Source organism: Paenibacillus sp. NPDC101420, from assembly GCF_050277435.1.
Lineage (GTDB): Bacteria > Bacillota > Bacilli > Paenibacillales > Paenibacillaceae > Paenibacillus_AQ.
Map to the genome: position 1 here is coordinate 389,837 of NZ_JBNNSE010000001.1, position 21,394 is coordinate 411,230.

Here is a 21,394-nt window from a genome sequence, read left to right on the forward strand (position 1 = left end):
TTAAGCAACATCCCTTCGTCTAAAGACGGAGAAGCCTATGAGTAGAAAGACAGCTGTGTATAAAACTAGCATTACTAAGGAAAAGGTCAGCGTCATTCCAGGCATAGGTGCTCCTCCACCTTCATAAGCAGCTAAATTTAGGTTGGGGAATAATACATATTTATAAAATTCACGAAAAATAACCAATTTGTCTATCATCAGCATAAACATTGTAGCACCAATTGTAACACCCGTAGATGTTGTCAAAATCCCGATCATAAAAGCAAGTGTTGTATATACAACTGTACTAACTGAGTTATACATTATACTGGTTAACATCTCACGAATACCAGCCTCACCACCACTCAAGCCAAACCATAAAGCTCCTGATGCAAAAACCGCCAACATGCCGACAACTGCCACTGAGAACGCGTAAATCAACACAACAGCATATTTGGACGCAAGTATTGCTGTACGACTTCTCGCACGGATTAGAAGGAATTTGATGGTGCCCTGACTATATTCTTTTGAGACAATACCCGCTGTTCCGATGATTGCGAGAATGGTAATCACTTGCCCAATCCCTTGTGAAAGCAGCATCATTGCTGAAAAGTCATAAGCTGATCCAAACATATCAGGTGAGGCAGAATGAACAATATAACCTAATAGCATGGATATTAGAATTAATATCAGGTAAGGTACAAAAAACGTACGTTTCTTCGAGAGCTTGAGCCATTCATTAACAACCAAATTATTAAAGCTACGCAATTCGGTTTCCTCCTGTCCATTTCAAGAAATCTTCCTCTAAGCTTTGTTTATTCTCTGCAATCCGGTAAATACCTACCCCTTTATTACTAAAAGTCGACACTAGTTCCGGCACTTTACTGTCATGCAGATTTATTGTCACCTCAGAACGAGCACTATCCATAGACAATAGCTCTGCGTATTCTAAACCTTCCAAGATGTTAATTGCTGATTCTACTGAGCCTACACGAATGGTTAGTTTCACATCTGCAGCTGTCTCCTGCTCCCCACCAATCGCTGTAACGGTCACTAATTTGCCGTTCTGAATCACGATGGCCCGGTGACAAATTTGTTCAATTTCAGTCAGTAAGTGGCTGGATATTAGAATAGAAATCCCTTCAACCTCAGCAATCCTACGCATATAATCACGCATTTCTCGTATGCCTGCTGGGTCAAGACCGTTCGTAGGTTCATCTAGAATCAATAACTTTGGTCGGTTCAGTAACGCCTGAGCAATCCCAAGACGTTGACGCATACCAAGCGAATAGGCCTTCACTTTCTTATTCATCGCTTCCTGAAGTCCTACCAATTCCACAACCTCATCAATTCTTCCAGCCTCAATATTATCTGTCATTCTCTGGTATTGCTTTAGATTATCAAGCCCTGTCATATACGAATAGAACTCTGGATTTTCAATAATCGCTCCAATATGTCCAATAGCTTTATTAAAATCACTCTTAACACTGTGACCTTGAACGATCACATCGCCTTCACTCATCCGTATAAGACCCGTCATCATCCGAATCGTTGTTGTCTTCCCTGCACCATTGGGTCCCAATAGCCCAACAATTTCTCCCTTACGGATATCAAATGTCAGCTTATCCACAATGGATTTCCCTTTAATGATCTTGCTTACCCCATTCATTTGCAGCACGATTGAATCCTGCATGCGTTCATCACTTCCCTGCTTCATGGTAATCCTCCCTGCCATCTTTTGTATTATTGATGAGTTTGTTTTAATGTGTCGGTGTTATAGTTGAATAGTACACTAATATATTGTTGATGTAAAGCCCGAAATTATGGATTACGCAAAATAAGGGCTTTCTATTAGACTATCTGCCAAACCAAAAATTGAAATGAACATAGATTAGATTACAAAGGAGGAATGACAAATGAAAAAAGAGGTTCATGTATCACAGACTAACCCACGTTTGACTGTATTCAATGAAGAAAATTTTAGGGGTAGCAGTAGAATCTTTACCGGCAACCTTGGCATTCGTAATACGGACAACATCCTCGATGGTATTGAGAGTCTTCGTTTCTTCTCTACCAGCAGCAACGCAACACTGGTACTGTTCACAAGAACTAGGTTTAGAGGGAACTTCCGCGTACTCCGTGGAAACCGCAGCATCCGTGATTTGGACGATTTCATTTCCGGTAATGATGTGGAATCGATTATTTCAACTAATCAAAGATTAACTCTCGAACAGATTCGCAATATCCGCAGCAGCGGCACTTTGCCTGCGGGATATCGCCTGATCTAACATTTCCATTCAACAAGAAAGGAGTAATCTGGAGCAAGAGCCCAGGTTACTCCTTTTTCCCAACTTATCTTCTAAGGTCAAATAGTTAGTAAATTCACCTGCTAAATCAATCCAACAAGGAGAGATGAAATATGGTAACCATAAAAGCAGCGTCCGTAATCTATCCCAGATTAAGAGTATATAGTGAGGAGAACTTTCGTGGGCTCCGCAGAACCTATCGCGGCAATCTAGGCATTGCAGATATTGATGCAGTACTTACTGGAATAGAAAGCTTACGCTTTTTCTCAACGAATCCGAACGCTACGCTTGTGTTGTTCGATCGCTCTCGCTTCCGTGACAATTTCGTAATTCTGCGTGGTAACCGCAGCATTCGCGAACTAGATGACTTTCTCCGTAGAGGAGATGTCGAATCGCTCATTTCAAGCAATCAGCGTCTGACTCCGGCGCAGGTTCGCGCCATACAGCGCACTGGTAGCTTGCCTTCAGGATATCGTTTGATCTAATCACCTGAGGACGCAGTTTAAGCTATAAGCTTAAGGTGCGTCCTCATTTATTTTCCGCTATAATGACTCCATACATATTAATAGAAAGAAGGTATCTTTATGGAACCAATCGTTTCTACCCGATGGCTGCTTGCTCGGTTATACGAACCTGAACTGGTTATAGTCGATTGCCGTTTTTTACTTACGGATCCGGAAGCTGGGCGTAAAGCCTATACGGAAGATCATATTCCCGGCGCAATCTATCTGCATTTGGAAGAACAGCTCTCCGCTCCAGTAGGCGAACATGGTGGTCGTCATCCACTACCTGAGATTTCGAAGCTAACCACCGTTCTTAGCAAGGTTGGCATCAACAGAAATAGTATTGTCGTTGCTTATGATGATCAAGGTGGTGCATACGCTTCCCGTCTGTGGTGGATGCTTAAATATTTGGGGCATGAACGTGTGTTTGTAATGGATGAAGGCTACTCTGCATGGAAAAAAGCATCCTTCCCCGTCAGTGATCATCAAGCGGTTAGGATTCCTAGTCAGTATGAAGCAGATGTTCAACAAGACATGCTTGCTAGCATGGAAGATGTGCAAAACGTCGTTAAGAGCGGCGGCGCACTATTGATTGACTCCCGCGAGTCTCGTCGCTATGAAGGGCTAGAAGAACCGATTGATCCGAAAGCAGGTCATATTCCTGGTGCGATCAATAAGTTCTGGAAAGAAGTGCTGGATGAGCAAGGGCGCTGGAAATCGACTGAGGTTCTGAAAGAGCATTATGAGGGAATTGATCCTGAGCAAGAGAAGATTATCGTGTACTGTGGTTCAGGTGTGAGTGCCTGCCCGAATGTGCTCGCGCTCGGAAAAGCTGGGTATAGGAATGTGAAATTGTATGCGGGTAGTTGGAGTGATTGGATTTCGTATGAGGAGAATCCGGTGGCGATAGGAGAAGAATAGAATAAAGAACCTGCGGCGCGGATTCTTGTGATTCCCTGAAAATCAGAGGCCTGATTTACCAGACTGGAAAAATATCATATTCGATTTTTCGTGTACATTTGGCTCGTTTATGGTACCGGTGGCACATTGTATTCGGTTTTCCGCATACATTTGGCTCATTTACGTAACCGGCGGCACATTGTATTCACTTTTTCGCATACATTTAGCTCGTTTACCTACCATCGGCACATTGTATTCGATTTTTCGTGTGTATTTGGCTCGTTCAGCTTGCCCGTGGCACATTGTGTTCGGTTTTTCGCATACATTTGGCTCGTTTACCTACCGGCGGCACATTGTGTTCGATTTTTCGCATACATTTGGCTCGTTTACTTACCGGCGGCACATTGTGTTCGGTTTTTCGCATACATTTGGCTCCTTCAACTTGCCGGCGGCACATTGTATTCGGTTTTTCGCACACATTTGGCTCGTTCAACTTGCCGGTGGCACAATGTGTTCGGTTTTCCGCATACATTTGGCTCGTTTAGCTTGCCGGTGGCACATTGTATTCGATTTTTCGTGTATATTTGGCTCGTTTATGGTACCGGTGGCACATGTATGCGGTTTTTCGCATACATTTGGCTCGTTTACCTGCCGTCGGCACAATGTGTTCGGTTTTCCGCATACATTTGGCTCGTTTAGCTTGCCGGTGGCACATTGTATTCGGTTTTTCGCATACATATGCCTCCTTCAACTTGTCGGCGGCACAATGTATTCGATTTTTCGCATACACTTGGCTCGTTTACTTACCGGCGGCACATTGTGTTCGGTTTTTCGCATACATTTGGCTCGTTTATCTACCGTCGGCACATTGTATTCGATTTTTCATTCACATTCCCACGACGGACTTCATCTTCAAACCAAATCTGGACTTTGTAGCGTACCAATATATTCATAGTAAATGATCCGCTGAGATGAACCTCTTGCCACCGGGCGAAATTTTCCTTTATCCACCAGCTGACGGCAGTATTTAATGATCGTCATCGTGTGCAATTCCAGTTCTCTCGCGGCATCAGCCGGGCGAAGGACTCGATGGTGCCGGATGGCTGCCCGCATCAGATCGCGCTCGATTCTGGAATAGGCTCTCTCAACGGTTGTCTTCGCAGACTTTTCTGCTAACAAATAAGAAAAGAGAATGTTCCGCAGCGCGGAGAGAATGAAGGATGGATTTTCTTTTAGCTCATCCAGCGAGATATAGAGCACCGTGCAGTCTTGAGACTGTAGAAAAAGCCCGCGGTTCAAGTCCATCCGGTATTTGCTACGATCCGTTCCATGTGAGCCATAGTCCATGATCTCAAATGCAATACGCGAGGCTCCGATCTCCCACAAAATATCCACAAAATAGGATCTGCCGCGCCAGTCCTTAACTTCGTATTCTGGGTGTAATCCGTGAAAATGTCCGGCTAGAGGCCACCACACCCGCTCGACAAACAAGCGGTTTCCGTAACCATGACCGCGTTTAAGTGCATCAAGCCGCTCTCCCTTCCTTTGTTTAAGATGATTACATAACCATTCATTATGCTCGCTCTCGAAACCCATTACCTATCCCCTCGCTCTACAACGAAATATGTTTTTAATCATACAAAACCCCGCCTCTATTCCAAAAGGAAAGGAGACGGGGCATTCTTTGCCTCGTTTGGTTTTATCTATACATAGTGTGCCACATTATCATTAGAATGCACAATAGGAAATTGGCAGGATCATTCAAAATAAATAAGCCCAGTAAAATCCCCCAAAAATTCTATCACCCTCTATTCCATTTATTTTTATATTTATATCCTCTTTTCTTTTAATATTTTCACTAATAATACATTTTCACATGGCATATTTCATCTTTTCTATTCATCAGCTGGCCGCCCGGGCTAATATCGCTGGAGAAGGCCGGATATACGAATATACAACGGTATGCAGTGAGTTAGAGTGATTGGGTTTCGTATGGGGATTACGGTTGCTCTTGAGGAAGATTAAAGTTAATAGCGCGTGCTTGATATCTGGTTAAACGATTATATAAAAGAGAAGCAACTGTCAGCATACCGGAGTATCCGGCCGCACTTCTGCGAAACGGTCCGCTGAGGACTTCCGTTCCATTCTGAGTAGTGCTCACCCTATCTGAGGACGGTTGGTCCGCGTTGGGTTCGACCAGGATTTTCTGTATAATGGTAAACGTTACGTCGGATGTGATGCTAAACGCACGAAATGACAAGTAAACAAAGTCCATCCGGCGTTTGAAACCATGAACCGGAAAGGATGAAGTAAATTGAGTTATACGGAACTGCTGGAACGGAAGAGCGAAATCTTGAAGAAAACGGTCGAGAACTGGGTTTTGAAAGAAAATCGCGACGGACTGAATCTTCAAGAGGCTCATATTTACCAGAATATACTCAAGGAATTTCATCAGAACGAACATGAATTGAATGGGGTACGAGACGAGAAAGCAGTTAAGCGTCAGGACAACTGATCCACGGAAAAAGAAGACACTGTAACTACTCGCAAACATGAGGCGCAAACGGCTTGATCTCAGAAGACGTACGCGTAAGAATATGAGAGGCTGCCCGGGAAGTTTGGGCAGCTTTTTACGTACAATCAATTCGCTGCCGGCCTCCGAAGCAAACGCTCTAAAATCCAGACGTTCGTATAATCCAGCAACCTGAGGATATCGCTCTATGATGTTAACCTTGTCTGTGCCAAGTAAACCATTAGAGTACAAAGCTAACTCCTGTGCGTCACGACTGCCCGAATGTGCTGGTGGTACTGGAGGTGGCCCGTATACCTCACACTGGAGTTTCTCAGATGTATTCGATATCAATAGTTTATATTTGTAAATATTTTCATGATAGATGGAAGACCAATATAAAAGTTTGTACTGTTAAGGTAACAGTTCAGCACATAATTTTCTATCCTATTAGGTATTAACGCTTGATGAAACTACCAACCTTCTGGACAATCCTTCCTCTAGTTGTATATAGTGTATAACGAAAGTGGCACTTAGTGAGCAAGGTACTAGGAGGAGAAATACGAAATGGCAAATATATTGGTAGTAGAAGATGAACGAGCGATTAATGATTTAATTACAATGAATCTCAAGCTGGTTGGACATACATATAGCAAGGCTTACCGTGGACCGGAGGTTTTCGAAATTCTGGAGCGTGAAAAGACTGATTTAATTCTGCTGGATGTTATGCTTCCGGAATTGGATGGTTTTGAGGTGATGCAGCGGATTGCACATATGCAGGTTCCAGTGATTTTGATCACCGCCAAGAATTCTTTGGCAGACCGCATTAAAGGCTTCGAGCTGGGCGCGGATGATTATATCATTAAACCCTTTGAAATTCTTGAATTGCTGGCAAGAATCAATGTAGTCCTGCGCAGGGGTGAAAAAGGCACCTCCAGCTTCATTTGCGATAATGTTGAGGTGCGTTACCTGGAACGGCAAGTTTTAGTAGATCAGGCACCGGTTGATTTGACCGTTAGGGAATTCGAGCTGCTTGAGGTATTAATTCGTAACCGGAATATTGCATTGTCGAGGGAAAAGCTGCTGGAATTGGCGTGGGGCTATGATTTTGAGGGCGACACCCGCACCGTGGATGTCCACATCCGTCAGCTACGTAAAAAGCTGGGCTGGGAAGAACGGATCAAAACCATTTTCAAGCTAGGCTACCGCCTGGAAGTTCAGAGCTAATCATGAGATTCTGGCATAAGATTCTGCTGTCGGTACTCGCTCTCTTTATTGCTGCTCTGGATGTAAGTGTCATTATGGTGATGAAAAAAAGCTGGCAGCTAAATATGGACAGTGAAATGCAGAGAGCATCCAGTGAGCAATTGTTAATCGCCAACAATATTTATGAGAACCTTAATTCTATCCAAGCGCGGGGAACGGCATTGACCCCTATTCTACTGGCCAGCGTCTCTGAGTCCTATGGCGATTACTACCGTAAGCAGGGAATCTATTTGCAGCTATGGGAGAACGACCGAATGATTTACCCTCCCCAAAAAGGACAATTCGGGAAATCTAATTTGGGAAAAGGCGATCAGCCTGAATCCTCAGACGAACGCTCTATTCAGCTCTCCACTCAGCTTCCTGCTCCTTACCAGCATTTGCTGCTTGTCTATCAGCGTGATATCAGTGAGCTCTTCAACAAGCAACAGGAACTGAACCGCTTTTTTGTAATGATTAACTGGATCGTGGGACCCGTTCTGTTGCTTCTTCTTTATCTTCTAATCCGGCATCTAAGCAAGCCGCTAAAGCTCCTGTCAGAGACCAGCAAAACAATCGCCGAAGGCGACTATACGAAACGGGTGCAGCTGCGCAGCAAAGATGAATTTGGCGAACTGGCCTTGAACTTCAACCGGATGGCGGAGGCCGTGGAGCAGAGGGTTACGGAACTCTCAGACATGGCTGAAGAGAAACAAAGGATGGTGGATAATTTGGCCCACGAGTTGCGCACGCCTTTGACCAGCATGCAGGGGTTCGCCGAGTTTCTGACCACGGCCAATATTGGACAGGAAGAACAGCAAACTGCGGGTGGCTATATTCTTAGTGAAACCCTTCGTCTCAAGAATCTGGCCTTCAAGCTGCTGGATTTGTCTGTCCTCCGGCATCAGCCGTTGGCACTTCAGCAGGTGGATATTTCGGAACTATTTCAAGCTATCCAACAGACGGAGCGCCCAAAATTAACGGATGCTGGCATAAGATTTCATGTCCAACATACGATTTCAAATGTCTGGGGAGATCCCGATTTACTAGCTTCATTATTGGTAAATCTGGTTGAGAATGCGATTCATGCCTCCCAGCAAGGCAGCGAAATCCACATGCTGGCCTATGAGCTGGATGGAGAAGCCGTGCTAGAAATCCGTGATACGGGAACCGGAATCACCGCAGAGATGGCTAAACGTGTGTTTGAACCTTTCTATCGGGGAGACCAGGCTCGTTCACGTGAATATGGCGGCGCTGGCTTAGGATTATCCTTATGTCGGCAAATTGCTGAAGCGCATAAGGCCAGACTATCCTTAAACTCTGTCCTCGGCGAGGGAACTAGCATCAGACTCTTTTTACAACTCTATAACAACTGCCCTCCTACTCTATAACATCTTTGGATTAAGGTTAGGAAGATTCATCATCATCCGATCCCAATGGAGGTTAAGTTAAATGAAGAACAACAAGATTTCCGCTACACTCGCTGTACTCTTGTTCTCTGGAAGCGTGCTGGCGGTGAGCGCAATGATTGTCCCAGGATTTGTGAACACCACCGCCGCCAAGAGCATTTCTGCAGTACAAGACTCGGGCAATCTAACCTTGAACAGCAGCAAGGCACCCGTACTAAAAGTAGAAGCAGAAGCTCCGGTATCTACTGTGAACAGAGATCTAGAGCAGCTGATGACCCAAGAAGAAATGCAGCAAATTTATGATTTTGCGGACAAGCCCAATAACGAAATTATCACCATCGGAAGGGAGATGACCGAGGATGAAATAAACCGGAGGCTGATATTGGAAGACCAGTATGTGTATGACGGCCTTCGTCCCAAGCAGCTGTTCCCGTTAAAATCGGGACAAGCGGAGTTTTATTTTGACTTGGAGAAAAACACGCTCAAGTATCCGAATCGGACATTGACTGACGAGGAACTGTTACAATATATTGACTGGTTCTACCGGGAGGCCTATGCCTTGTCCAAACGGAATATTGTAACCCCTCCAGAAACAGGGAATTTGAGCCAGACCGACGCCGTTGCCATGGCCGCTTCAAGTGTGCGAAAAATATTCGGAGCTGACGTCTCCAAGCTTGAAGTAAAAGCAAGCCAAGGAGAATCCATGCTATCAAAGAAAAAGACCTGGATGGTAATATTCACCCCTTATAAAACCAACACCTTAAGAGGACAAGGTAAGGAATTATGGCAATATACCGTAATTATTGATCCCTCCACCCGAACGGTAGTAGATACGACCGCAGCTAATTTTTCACTCACAAGAACCCCAATCAATGCTGAAGCTGCCATCGCTATCCAAAAGGATGCAACCTGGATTAACGAGGCTATAAAAATAGTTACAGACAGACAAGGAGAAACCCGGAAAATCGCCACGGCTTCCCTTACAGACACTGACGTAAATAATAAGCGCGGTATGGTAGCGGTCAAAATGTTGCTCGAAGACGGCAGCAGTTATACTGCAGAGTTACGCTACCCAGATCAGACTCTTCGGTGCCTCATCTATGAAGAAGCAGAAGCTGCTAAATAGGATATTAAGGATGAACAAAGGGGAAATTATATTTCAAATCGGTATAACCAGTTCTTGAAAAAGTCAAAGAAGCTACTGAGGAAGAGTAAGAATTGCGAGGCATTTGAATAAGTGGTTTGTGGACTGAACTAGGTGATGAGTAAGATCCCTGTTCAGTCCTTTTTGGTTTCTTCTGCAAACAATCTGCAATCAAAAACTCGAAGATGATAGTTGTAGTGTACCTAGAAGCATCCACGCTTTAATAATCTCTATCCTTTGTCCAAATTGCATTTAATAGAATATTTTGGTAGATTGAATCCAGGAACTTGTTAACCGACTGATCAGCGCAAATATTGTTCAAAACTAAGCGTATTTCTACCGAGGGGAGATCATATTTCTATGAATATAGCCGTCAAATTGATGCATAAATTCAAAGACCGCGACACCCAGAATAAGCTGAAAGTTTATCAGGACAAAGTGGAGCTCATCAGAAAACGGAATTTGGAAGCATGGGACGATGGGCAGCTTCAAGCGGAATCCCTCCGGCTACAAAAGGAAGCAAAATCAGGTACACCTTTGGATGAGCTGCTTATCGCTGCTTATGCGTTAGTATGCGAGGCAGCGAAGAGAAAGCTTGGATTAAATCCTTACGATGTCCAGATCATGGCTGCCATCGCTCTGCACGAGAGATTCTTGATCGAGCAGCATACCGGTGAAGGAAAAACACTTTCTGCTGTTATGCCTGCATATCTAAATGCACTGACTGGCAAAGGCATTCATGTTCTGACTTTTAACGATTATTTAGCCAAACGGGATGCGGAATGGATGGGCCCGATCTATCGTTTTCTCGGGTTAACGGTAAACTCGGTTCAAGCGGGCATGAGCCTGTCCGAGAAACAGGAAGCATACGCCAAGGATATAACCTATGTTACGGCCAAAGAAGCAGGATTCGATTACTTGCGCGACACAATTGCACTAAACGAAGCCGATACCGTGCATCGTCCTTTCCACTACGTCATCGTCGACGAAGCGGATTCGCTGCTTCTCGACGAAGCTCGGGTACCGCTAGTCATAAGCGGTGATTCTCCCTCTTCCAGGAGCGACGGCTTTCGTTTCGCAGAAGTAGCTCGGCAGCTCAAGCGAGATGAGCATTACGACTTCGACGAGTTCCAGCGGAACGTTTACTTAAATGAAACAGGCGCTGCGCATGCGGAATTGATGCTGGGATGCGGCAATTTATACGATAGCCATAACAGTCACTTGCTGACTTCTTTAAATTGCGCGCTGCATGCGGAATCGTTATTAAAGAAAGACATAGATTACATCGTCCGGGACGGAAAAATCGAGCTGATCGAAGAATATACCGGCCGAGTGGCGGAGAACCGGTATTTGCCGGACGGGCTGCAAGCCGCGCTTACGGCAAAAGAAGGGCTGTACTCCATAGCCGGCGGGAAAATTCTCGGGACGATCACCATTCAACACTTCATTAGCCTGTATCCGCAGATTTGCGGAATGACGGCTACCGCTCATGCTTCCGCGATGGACTTCGAAGATATTTATGCGCTCCAGGTGCTGCAAATTCCACCGAACCGGCCAAACATTCGAATCGACCATCTGCACCGGATTTATACCCATAAAGAAGCCAAGCTTAAGGCACTCGTACAAGAAATCTCATCCGTCCATAGGACGGGACGTCCAATTCTCATTGGTACGTCAAGCGTCGAGGAGTCTGCCATGCTGGCAGAGGCGCTAGCGGTTTCGGGCGTATCTTGCCATGTTCTAAATGCGAAAAACGACGCAGAAGAAGCCGACATCATCGCCAAAGCGGGAGAAATCGGTGCAGTGACTGTGTCTACAAATATGGCGGGACGCGGGGTCGACATCCGGCTCGGCGGCGGCGACCCTGCGCAAGCAGAGGTAATCGCCAAGCTAGGCGGGTTGTACGTAATTGCCACCCATGTGAACGAAAGCGTGCGGATCGACGACCAGTTGCGCGGGCGTTCCGGTCGCCAAGGCGACCCCGGAGCTTCCGTTTTTTATGTAAGCTTGGAGGACGAGTTACTGCTTCGCTTCGGCATCCATAAAGCAGTTCGCGCTCCCAGGCAGGATGAGGCTCTTGAAGAGACAGGGCTCAGCAGCAAGATCACAAGTACTCAGCGTATTGTTATGGGCCAAAACTTCGATATCCACAAGGAACTGAACTGTTATTCGGATATGGTGGAGGATCAGAGGCGAATTCTATACGCGGAGCGGCTGCGAATTTTGAAAGGCGAGCAGCCGTTGAGCCCAGCGGAGCAGCGGGTACGGCTTTTTTATATCGACGAATTCTGGGCTGACCATCTTGCATACGTTTCTTACCTTCGTGAAGGCATTCACTTAGAGAGCCTTGCCAGCCGCAATCCAATCGACGAATTTCATGCGCAAATCACTGAAGCCTACGAGCAAATTCCTTCTAAAATAAATATCGCGTCAGAAAATATGCTTGAAAAGCTCGGAGGTTCAAATGATCCGGCAGAGTGGGAAAAGTTCGGTCTGAAAAGCCCTGCTTCCACCCGGACTTATATTATCAACGATCAATACCTACAGAATAAGCGAACCTCATGGACCGGAACGACCGTATTTGCTTATTGGCTTCGCACGGTTGCGAGGCCGATATTCAAGCTGTCAAAATATTGATGCAACGATGGGGCGGTTAGCCCCTACTCCTCTAGCTCATCCAGCTTCGCTTCCAATTCAGCCAGCTTGCGATTCGCTTGATCCAATATCTCCTGTTGTTCTGCGGTTTTTGCTCGTTTTATTTCTTTTTTGATGGCCATAATCTGCTGTTCCAAATAGAGAATTTCAGCTTCATTTCCTGCGTTGTTCCACATCTGTGAATAAGTCATTGTCGGTCTCCTTTTTTTCTAATTAAGAAAAGCCTTCCATAAAGTTCAATCGAACTTTAGGAGAGCTTCTTTTTTTATCTACACAAGGGTTTTAAGTTCTCGCTTCTAGCAAAATTCTACTCTTGTGATGCTTCCTGTATTAAAGGCATCCCAGCTTCAACTAAACGTTTGTTTCGAATGAAGATAATGGACAGTATTACAGTTAACACCCCTGTTCCAACAAGGAGCCATTCAATCTCAATTACATCTGCGAGCGGACCGAATATCAGCATTCCGATTGGCATCATGGAAGTCGATATCATACCAAAGACTCCGAATATGCGTCCCAAGTAATCCGGATCTACCTTCTCTTGTAGCATTACGGTTGTCGGTGTATTAAAGACGGGCATAGCTACGCCGAAAATAGCCATCATAACCAAGTAGATCCAAAAAACAGGTACAATACCCAAAGCGAACGTACATACACCCATAATTAAGCTAGCAAAAGTCATCGTATATACTTTGTTTCGAAAGCCGCCCCATGAAGCAATAATTGCTCCGCCAGCCATCATACCGATAGAAAAAGCAATTTCAATGGCTGTTAATCGCCAATAATCATCTCCGAAGCTGCGTGTCACTTGTAGCGGTGTTAAAAATGCAGCCGGTGCCATCAATACGAAGAAAAAGGCGAAAAAAATAAAAAAAGTTTTGAGAAAGCTGTGGTTTTTAATATAGCTTAAACCCTGTTTAAAATCGTCCAAATAGCTTGTCGTTTGTTTATCAGTCGCTTTTTTATGCAACGGTATTTTCAAAAAGAAAGATAATGTAAAGATCGCTATCGCCGCTGTGATAACATCGATAAAGAAAATGACCTCAATTGTTGCCAATGAAAGCAATGACGCGCTAACGATAGGTGCAACAAACATCATTAGTGCTTGAAGACTTCCGTTAATCCCATTTACTTTCGTCAGCTTATCCTCTGGTACAATTTGAGGTAATATTGCCCCAACCGCAGGTGATTGAACCCCCGCTCCGAGCGCACGAACTGCAGCAATGGCGAACAACAACCATATCTCATCATAACCAAGCAAAAATGTAATGGCTAAAATCAGTGTAACAAAGGCAATCATGGCATCTGCTATCATAATAAGATATTTCCGGTTGAAACGGTCCGCCCATACACCTGCAAACGGTGATAATAAAAAGGTAGGAATGAATCCACAAATAATAAATAATGTCATCATCATACCTGATTTTGTTGTAAGCGTAACGTACCACATAATAGCATATTGAACTAAAGCAGAACCGAATAACGAAAATGTTTGACTACTTAGAAAGATAATTATATCCCGTTTCCAATGTTTTTTGTTTTGTGCTTCGTTTGGTATCACTATAACTTACTCCCCCATTTTTAAAAAATATCCTTCATTCCCCATTCGCCTATTAAAATTAATTACCAAATCCGGTACTTCTAATTCTATGTACAAAAATTTTATATAAATCACATTTCTAGAATAGCACAGAAATATTCACCCCACCATTCAGCCAGCATCTTAAAATTAGCCTGTGCACACAAAGAGCCGGTATCCCCCTCTTTCGAGAAGCCACCGGCTCTTTTTTACGTCTATTTCATTCTCCGTTTATACACTCGCATTGCGGAAGCCCAGAAAAACGCAAGTATTGCTAAACTCCATAATACCGCCACAAGCGTAGTTTTATCTGCCGTTCCTCCGAGTAAAAGTGAACGAATACTCTCGATAAGCGGTGTCATGGGCTGATATTCTGCGAATACGCGTATAGCCGAAGGCATGCTGTCGGTCGGCGCAAAGGCAGAACTAACGAATAAAAGTAACATCAAAATGTAAGAAAATACTCCTGCTCCTTCGAATGATTTAGCAAGCAAGCCGAAGGTGACGGCAATCCAAGTAAACGCAAGTACGCTAAGCAACAAAATACCAATGGCTAATACCCAACCGAGCACATCCGCTTTCGGCCGAAATCCCATTCCGAAGGCAACAAGGAAAATGGCAAGCAATGAAATGACGTTAAAAACTAATGAAGCAACCACATGACCGCCTAGAATAGAGGCTTTTGCGATCGGCATGGAGTGGAAACGCTCGAATATGCCTTTCGTGAGATCGTTATTGATACGAAGAGAAGAATAAGCCACGCCACTAGCAATGCAAAAGAGCAATATTCCGGGCACAATATAATTGATATAGCTTACATCACCGGTGTTCATCGCTCCGCCAAAGATGTAAACAAAGAGCAGCATGATCATGATCGGCATGGCGATGACGGTAATAATCGTGTCGATGCTACGTGTGGAATGGCGAATGACACGCCCACTCATGACGGCGGTATCGCCTAGAAAATGAATGAATTTCATCGGGAGTCCTCCTTTTTGCTAGTGACGATCGCGAGAAAAACATCCTCAAGCGAGGGCAGTTTCTGCGCAAACTCGGCAATTTCTATGTCAGCTTCCGCTGCTTTCGTTAGCAGACGCATCATCTGTCTCGTACTTCCGTCTGTAATGACGGAGAGCGTGAGATTGTTCGAATCTGCAGTCGCGTTAAATTCCTTTAACAGATCTTGTGCTTGATTTAGCGTTGTTTCATTGTCGAATCGAAGCTCGATATGACCCTTAGGCAATCTATTTTTTAGCTCCGCGGGACTGCCGCTTGCCACGATATGACCTTCGTGTAAGATCGCAATTTGATCAGCTAGATGGTCAGCTTCCTCTAAATACTGCGTAGTTAAAAAAACAGTGACACCTGATCTCGCTAAATCCTTGATCATATCCCACATAGCAAGACGCGCTTGCGGGTCAAGTCCGGTGGTCGGCTCATCGAGAAAAATGACCGAAGGGTTACCCAATAAGCTCATGGCCAAATCCAAGCGCCGACACATCCCTCCGGAATACGTGGAGATTCGGCGATCGGCGGCATCGAGCAAGTCAAAACGACGTAATAACTCCTCGGCTTGTTTGTCAGGATCGGGCAAATGGCGGAGTTTGGCCATCATTCGCAGATTCTCGCGTCCGGTCAGGATATAGTCAGCGGTGACGCTTTGTCCTGTCAGGCTGATCTCCTTACGTACTTGCTCTGGTTGCTTAGTTACGTCGGCTCCATTAATCTTTGCGCTTCCGTTGTCGGGCTGGAGCAGGGTGGCAAGAATTTTAATCATAGTGGTTTTACCCGCGCCGTTGGACCCTAGAAGAGCAAAAGTTGAACCCTTCTGAACAGTGAAGTCCACCCCCCGCAACACTTCCACGTTCTTATAGGATTTTTTGAGGCCTATTACTTCAATCGCCCAATTGTTCGATGTCATCCTAATCCCCCCTATCTTCCAAGTTTTTTGTGAATGGACTCGTTCATTTTGGCTCGCATTTTCCCTGTCCAAGTCTGAGCGGAAACGTCCTCGAGCAGCCCGTCACAGAACGCCATTACGTCATTCCCTACGATCTCCAGAACATCTCGACCTTCAGCAGCTCCCATCTCAAACATGTCAAGCATTTCGGGAAACAGGTTGATGACGCTAGAATCGTTAGTTGAGAAGTTCAGCATGTAGCGCGATGCGATATTGTAAACTTCTCGGTAATCGTTCGGGAGCGCTTTTGAACGTTTTACGCACTCTTTATAAGCCTTTTTTTGTTCACGTAAATCTTTAAATTTAGCGAGCATGTTCTTATACACGGCTATCCTCCTTCAGTTGGGTAAGTCTTGACGAAACATATCCCCATTTCTCCCAAAACATGGACAGTTCCCGCCATCCCTCTTCATTTAAACTATAAAATTTCCTTGGTGGTCCTATTTCGGACGGTTTTTTCTCGATATCGACGAGTTTATTTTTTTCTAACCGTATCAAGATGGTGTAGACCGTTCCTTCAACAACATCTTCGAAACCGAGCGCATTTAGCGTTTTTACGATTTCATACCCATAGGTTTCTTTCCGGCTGATGATTTCAAGTACACAGCCTTCCAAAACTCCTTTCAGCATTTCTGTTAGGTTATCCATTTAAATCCTCCAATGCTACTCTGTATTGCTTAGTACCACTATATAGTAACACCGAGTAGTGGAATTGTAAATAGGAGGAAAAGCGGATTGCTGAAAATAAATACGACAGCAGTAGGGACTGGATTTGGTATGAGTGGAAAGCATTTGCTTTAAGTCAGTAACAATAAAGAAAGCCCGCGCTGGGCACGGGCTTTCTTTATTGTTACGAGGTTCTTCGACATCGACATAACTATTTATACGGATCAGCAATTTCTTCCCATTGACCAGTGAAGACATCCACTTTTATCGTGAACTCCCTGCCGCCTTGCCTAACATTACTGAACAAATAACCATCTCCAATAAAGCCGGAAATCCAATCCTCATCTATTGGCTCGAAGCCTTCTGTATCAAAGATTGGCTGAAGTAACTTATACAGCTCCTTCTTGTATTCCGTACCGTTAGATATGTTCCACAGATCTATCGCTTCTCGATTCACAAGGCTTCTCACTGGACTGCCAGAAGTTGTATCATGAACCGTTCCGGTAAGAGGATTAATTTTATAGCTAAGGCCTTCCCCTACGCCATTCGGTGGATCCATAAAATTAATCGTGTATTGATCGCCTTTTTTACCAAAAGTCCAGCCGCTAGCTGGAAGCTTTTTTTCCAGCAAGGACTTAATATCCTGTTCACTGTGCGGAGGAGAAATAAACGACCCATAGTACATCTGTACACTCTCAATGGTCAATTCCTTGCCGTAAACGACAATAACTTCAAGCGGAAACTCAGAGATGGATGCTGCACCTGCCAAACGAGCTACAATACGGTCCCCATCAAGCTCATACGAAACTACGGCGCCAAATCCAATCTTCTCGCCCCAAGCCCCCTCAGTGTAATCATACACTTTAGTCAAATGCTTTCCGTCTAGTTCAGCGGATACGTAAGTGTGGTTATTCCGGTGTGTAATGGAGGATTTCACCCTCCGATTTAGCGTCTTGACCGGGTCCTCTACCACAAGCTCTTCCAGAGTGACAGGCTGGAGCACATGAATCTCACTCATTGAGAGCCCTGTTCCAGTGCCGGTAGTAATACGAATAAAGATTTCTTTAGTACCATCCCCGTTAAGATCAGCTTCTTCAATGGAAGGAGGCCGCGTTTCATCTTCACCGGCATTCCACAAAAACGTTCTGTTAACCTCACCGCGCACATCTACCGTGACTTCATGCAAAAGTGCATGCTCAGCCGTGGGCTTTGCAGTTACAGTAATTCCGTTCTTCTCCGCTAATAGGGTTCCTTCGGGATCGATTGCAGTTGAATCTTTAGCCTGAGAAGCTGATGGGATAACAACACTCTTCTCCGGGGCTGACGTAGAACTCAGCTTTGCCCCAGTCAAGGTACAGCCACTTAAGACCATAATTACTGCTAACCCCAACACCGTGTTTTGTACAGTGATTTTTTTATGCCTGGTGATCATGGTTATCCTTCTTTTCATTTCCTTCTTGCTGCTTGAAATGCCGGCCGCACCAGCCACTCGGATTGGATCGGTCAATGTTTCCAATAGTTTAAGAAGAGTCCGTGCGTAGTCTTTGTGGTGCTCCGATGCAAGATGCTTTAAAGCCAGCGCATCACAGGCGACCTCTTGATCCCGTTTCATTTGGCTAACGGCATACCAAAGCAACGGATTGAACCAATGCAGGGCCAGCAGCAGTCCTGTCAGCAGATTCAGCGAAATATCACGACGTTTCACATGCGCCAGCTCATGCAGAAATATATGACGCAGTTCGTTTGCCTCCAGCGTGTGCAACATGGATGTCGGCAGCAGCAGCTTGGGGCGCATCACACCAAGCAGTGTGGGCACGGCAATCTGCTTCGTCTCAACCAGTTTCACTGGGCGCCTTACCTTCATCTCTCGTTGACACGTTTCGAACAACCACAGGATATCTGCGGAACGGATCTCCGGTTCCCGTCGAACCCGTGCCGTGAATCGCAGCTGCTCACGAACCGACAGACTTATCATTACCACTGCTCCGCTAAGCCAGATCAGAACCAGCAAATGCATCGGCGTCCAGCCTGTATTGAATGTCTCATAAGGATCGTAGATTTCCGGAGTCACCAGTGTCATACTATCTGGTCTCTCGGCTTGCTTTGAAGTTCCTGTTCCTGTTATTTCAGCGACCTTGGTCGAGTCCACCTCTTGAATGTTCATCCCGGACACAGGCAAATCACCTACATCCGGCTGCGCAGAAGGAATATTGAAAGTCAGAGCTGATTCTGTCTCCAGCGGAAACAAATTAAAAATGCTGAACGCACTTTCCGGTGTCCAAGGGACGGCTAACCTCACGATCAGCGGTATCCACAGAAGATACGTCCAGGTCGGTTTTAATCTATTCTTGATCAAGAAACGGGTTGCCAGGATCAGCAAAGCCAGCACGCTCGCCACAGCGAATAGTGACAATATCTTAACGAACAGATTGTATGCAGCTTCCAGCAAGCGACTCAGTCCTTTCGCTCATCCAAAATTCTCTTCAATTCTTCAATATCTTCTCGGGACAGCTTCTCATTCTGTAAAAAGTTGACTAACATCGGGCGCAGCGTTCCACCGTAGATCCGCTTCAGAAAAGATTGTGTCTCCGATTGGACGCATTCCTCTTCCCGCACCAGTGGGTAATACGAATACACCCTTCCTGTCTGGTTGTAACCGATAGCCCCTTTCTCCGTCAGACGCTTAATCAGCGTCCGCACCGTTTTTGGGTTCCAGTCCCGGCTGCCCTCCAGAGCTTCAACAATCTCTCCTGCCGTGCGCGGGGCTCCAGTCCACAGCACCTTCATTACTTCCCACTCGGCATCCGAGATTTTTGGAATTTCCGTAGACATAATCCTATCCGCCTTTCTTTCCATTGTATGACTATTTGGGGAGATAATTGTGAATATCCTCTTTTTATAGTTTAAATTAAGGTTGGCCCCTTCACTGACCCGGTGTATGGACAATGTACAAGAAGAATTATGATTACGTACATTAAAAATATTAATACAACTCTCCAAAGAGGTGGAATGTGTGCCTATTAAAAATGGTAATCAATACATCGAACGAATCGATCAGCAAAATATCAATATTTGGTACAAAGGGACGCGTATCGAAGGACCATTATCCAAACATCCTGCATTTCAAGGCCTCATACAAACACAAGCCGAATTGTACAACATGCAGTGTGACGAACGTTATTTAGCGCAGATGACCTACCCTTCGCCTGATACTGGAGAGCTTGTTGGTCTATCTTTTCTCCCACCCAAAAGTGTTGATGATTTAGAACGTCGAAGAAAAATGATTGAACTCTGGTCAAACAGACATCACGGTTTTTTAGGACGCTCCCCAGATTATATGAATACGGCAATCATGTCCCTGTTTACTGCTGCCGATATCCTTGAGGACCTTCATCCGAAATATGCTGAGAACCTCAGGAAATACTATGCCTACTGCCGAGATCATGACATAACTTTATCCCATGCATTCATCCAGCCTCAAGCAAGTAAAATATCCGGTCAAGTTGATGCCACAGAGGATTCTATCGCTGCTAAAGTCGTAGAAATCAAGGACAAAGGGATGGTTGTGACCGGTGCTTTTATGATGGCAACACAAGGGGCTACATGCGATGAAATGCTAGTATTCCCTACGCCTTCACCATCCCTTGTAGATGATGATAATCCCTTCGCATTTGCCTTTGCAGTACCTAATGATCTGCCTGGGATAACTTTTTTTTGCCGTGAAAGTTACTCAGCCACATCTACTTACGACCATCCCTTAAGTTCTAGATATGAAGAAATGGATACGCTTGTTATATTTGACCGCGTACTCATCCCACATGATCGAATATTTTATTACGGAGATGAGATCTACTGTGCCCGATTGTTCGGTGAGAGTCACTTTCATACCCATATGGGTCACCAAATCATCACCCGCTATATTGCTAAGACTGAGTTCTTTCTCGGTGTGCTAGAATCTTTGGCAGAAGAACAAAATGCTGAGCTCGAGTCCTTCACCATTCTGCCGATTTCAAGAATACTGACGTTTCTAGAAACATTCAAAGCGTTAAGACTCGCTTCTGAAGTAGGAGCATCCCACGATAAATTTGGATTTCTTGTTCCTGATAAAGGCCCCCTTCTAGCTTCAACCATTCACTTTTCAGAGTTTTATCCGAAGATGGTTGAAATGGTTCAAAATCTCAGTTCAAGCGGGCTTATCATGATCATCTCTGAATCGGACTTCAGTTCAAGTGCCGGTTCATACCTCCATCAGTATTTGAAGGGTAATGTCTCGGATGCTTGGTACCGAAATGCCTTATTCCGGGTCGCATGGGAACTGGGAGCGGGTGCATTCGGTGGCCGCCAAACCCAATTTGAGCGGTTATTTTTTGGGAATTCAGAAACAATGGCCTGGCGTATGTACAATAGCTACGATAATCATGAATACTTCCGTCAAATCATTCACGAATTTATTTCACCAGAAGACCCCCTCCCTAATTCAACAACAGATGTAGTTTCTAATTGAGCTTTCTTTTTGTATATTTTTCATGTTGAATTGAACTT

At 44.9% G+C, this 21,394-nt stretch carries 21 protein-coding genes; 10 read left to right on the forward strand and 11 right to left on the reverse strand.

All coding sequences use genetic code 11. From position 1 onward, the window contains the following. Positions 1-747 carry an ABC transporter permease gene (locus ACQKMP_RS01785; RefSeq protein WP_427468726.1) on the reverse strand — a complete coding sequence of 249 codons (747 nt, stop codon included), beginning with the start codon at positions 745-747 and terminating at the stop codon, positions 1-3. Beyond that, positions 740-1,696, reverse strand: a complete 957-nt coding sequence (locus ACQKMP_RS01790; RefSeq protein ID WP_341145095.1) for an ABC transporter ATP-binding protein — start codon at positions 1,694-1,696, stop codon at positions 740-742. Before ACQKMP_RS01790 ends, ACQKMP_RS01785 begins: the two co-directional genes overlap by 8 nt. Before the next feature lie 199 nt (positions 1,697-1,895). On the opposite strand from ACQKMP_RS01790, the gene ACQKMP_RS01795 reads away from it, so the two are divergent. The 3 genes from ACQKMP_RS01795 (at position 1,896) to ACQKMP_RS01805 (ending at position 3,709) form a co-directional block, all read left to right on the forward strand. After that, positions 1,896-2,267 (forward strand): hypothetical protein, encoded by a 372-nt coding sequence (locus tag ACQKMP_RS01795; RefSeq protein WP_042187664.1) that lies wholly within the window; start codon positions 1,896-1,898, stop codon positions 2,265-2,267. A 131-nt stretch (positions 2,268-2,398) separates the two neighbouring features. Continuing rightward, a complete protein-coding gene (locus tag ACQKMP_RS01800; protein WP_076282790.1) occupies positions 2,399-2,770 on the forward strand; it encodes a hypothetical protein in 372 nt (123 codons plus the stop codon). A 99-nt stretch (positions 2,771-2,869) separates the two neighbouring features. After that, positions 2,870-3,709 carry a sulfurtransferase gene (locus tag ACQKMP_RS01805; protein WP_427468728.1) on the forward strand — a complete coding sequence of 280 codons (840 nt, stop codon included), beginning with the start codon at positions 2,870-2,872 and terminating at the stop codon, positions 3,707-3,709. A gap of 891 nt (positions 3,710-4,600) precedes the next feature. Here ACQKMP_RS01805 and ACQKMP_RS01810 read toward each other — a convergent pair. Continuing rightward, positions 4,601-5,284, reverse strand: a complete 684-nt coding sequence (locus ACQKMP_RS01810; RefSeq protein WP_042187659.1) for a hypothetical protein — start codon at positions 5,282-5,284, stop codon at positions 4,601-4,603. A gap of 718 nt (positions 5,285-6,002) precedes the next feature. On the opposite strand from ACQKMP_RS01810, the gene ACQKMP_RS01815 reads away from it, so the two are divergent. The 6 genes from ACQKMP_RS01815 to ACQKMP_RS01840 all read left to right on the forward strand — a co-directional run bounded on the left by ACQKMP_RS01815 (position 6,003) and on the right by ACQKMP_RS01840 (position 12,629). After that, positions 6,003-6,203, forward strand: coding sequence for a hypothetical protein (locus ACQKMP_RS01815; protein ID WP_341060617.1), 201 nt, complete (start codon positions 6,003-6,005; stop codon positions 6,201-6,203). A 205-nt stretch (positions 6,204-6,408) separates the two neighbouring features. After that, on the forward strand, positions 6,409-6,567 hold the full coding sequence (locus tag ACQKMP_RS01820; RefSeq protein WP_427468730.1) for a hypothetical protein: 159 nt from the start codon (positions 6,409-6,411) through the stop codon (positions 6,565-6,567). Between the two features lie 197 nt (positions 6,568-6,764). Beyond that, positions 6,765-7,424 (forward strand): response regulator transcription factor, encoded by a 660-nt coding sequence (locus ACQKMP_RS01825; protein ID WP_427468731.1) that lies wholly within the window; start codon positions 6,765-6,767, stop codon positions 7,422-7,424. Positions 7,425-7,426: 2 nt separating this feature from the next. Then, positions 7,427-8,830, forward strand: coding sequence for an ATP-binding protein (locus tag ACQKMP_RS01830; RefSeq protein WP_427468732.1), 1,404 nt, complete (start codon positions 7,427-7,429; stop codon positions 8,828-8,830). Positions 8,831-8,891: 61 nt separating this feature from the next. Further along, positions 8,892-9,974 carry a hypothetical protein gene (locus ACQKMP_RS01835; RefSeq protein WP_427468733.1) on the forward strand — a complete coding sequence of 361 codons (1,083 nt, stop codon included), beginning with the start codon at positions 8,892-8,894 and terminating at the stop codon, positions 9,972-9,974. Positions 9,975-10,352: 378 nt separating this feature from the next. Beyond that, positions 10,353-12,629 (forward strand): DEAD/DEAH box helicase, encoded by a 2,277-nt coding sequence (locus tag ACQKMP_RS01840; RefSeq protein ID WP_427468734.1) that lies wholly within the window; start codon positions 10,353-10,355, stop codon positions 12,627-12,629. Between the two features lie 23 nt (positions 12,630-12,652). On the opposite strand, the gene ACQKMP_RS01845 is transcribed toward ACQKMP_RS01840, so the two are convergent. The 8 genes from ACQKMP_RS01845 to ACQKMP_RS01880 all read right to left on the reverse strand — a co-directional run bounded on the left by ACQKMP_RS01845 (position 12,653) and on the right by ACQKMP_RS01880 (position 19,684). Continuing rightward, complete coding sequence (locus ACQKMP_RS01845) at positions 12,653-12,838, reverse strand: hypothetical protein (protein ID WP_042187647.1); 186 nt, start codon at positions 12,836-12,838, stop codon at positions 12,653-12,655. Positions 12,839-12,954: 116 nt separating this feature from the next. After that, positions 12,955-14,208 (reverse strand): MFS transporter, encoded by a 1,254-nt coding sequence (locus ACQKMP_RS01850; protein ID WP_339803238.1) that lies wholly within the window; start codon positions 14,206-14,208, stop codon positions 12,955-12,957. A 233-nt stretch (positions 14,209-14,441) separates the two neighbouring features. Next, positions 14,442-15,206 (reverse strand): ABC transporter permease, encoded by a 765-nt coding sequence (locus tag ACQKMP_RS01855; protein ID WP_042187644.1) that lies wholly within the window; start codon positions 15,204-15,206, stop codon positions 14,442-14,444. Next, on the reverse strand, positions 15,203-16,147 hold the full coding sequence (locus ACQKMP_RS01860; RefSeq protein ID WP_042187642.1) for a daunorubicin resistance protein DrrA family ABC transporter ATP-binding protein: 945 nt from the start codon (positions 16,145-16,147) through the stop codon (positions 15,203-15,205). Before ACQKMP_RS01860 ends, ACQKMP_RS01855 begins: the two co-directional genes overlap by 4 nt. 11 nt (positions 16,148-16,158) lie before the next feature. Further along, positions 16,159-16,512: a DUF1048 domain-containing protein gene (locus ACQKMP_RS01865; protein WP_052404266.1), complete on the reverse strand. Its 354-nt coding sequence runs from the start codon at positions 16,510-16,512 to the stop codon at positions 16,159-16,161. Continuing rightward, positions 16,505-16,834, reverse strand: a complete 330-nt coding sequence (locus tag ACQKMP_RS01870; RefSeq protein ID WP_042187640.1) for a PadR family transcriptional regulator — start codon at positions 16,832-16,834, stop codon at positions 16,505-16,507. Before ACQKMP_RS01870 ends, ACQKMP_RS01865 begins: the two co-directional genes overlap by 8 nt. Before the next feature lie 229 nt (positions 16,835-17,063). Then, positions 17,064-19,301 (reverse strand): M56 family metallopeptidase, encoded by a 2,238-nt coding sequence (locus ACQKMP_RS01875; protein ID WP_427468735.1) that lies wholly within the window; start codon positions 19,299-19,301, stop codon positions 17,064-17,066. Positions 19,302-19,306: 5 nt separating this feature from the next. After that, positions 19,307-19,684, reverse strand: coding sequence for a BlaI/MecI/CopY family transcriptional regulator (locus ACQKMP_RS01880; protein WP_042187637.1), 378 nt, complete (start codon positions 19,682-19,684; stop codon positions 19,307-19,309). Positions 19,685-19,865: 181 nt separating this feature from the next. Between ACQKMP_RS01880 and ACQKMP_RS01885 the strand changes: the two genes are divergently transcribed. Then, positions 19,866-21,356, forward strand: a complete 1,491-nt coding sequence (locus ACQKMP_RS01885) for a 4-hydroxyphenylacetate 3-hydroxylase family protein (RefSeq protein WP_427468736.1) — start codon at positions 19,866-19,868, stop codon at positions 21,354-21,356. Positions 21,357-21,394: the final 38 nt, after the last annotated feature.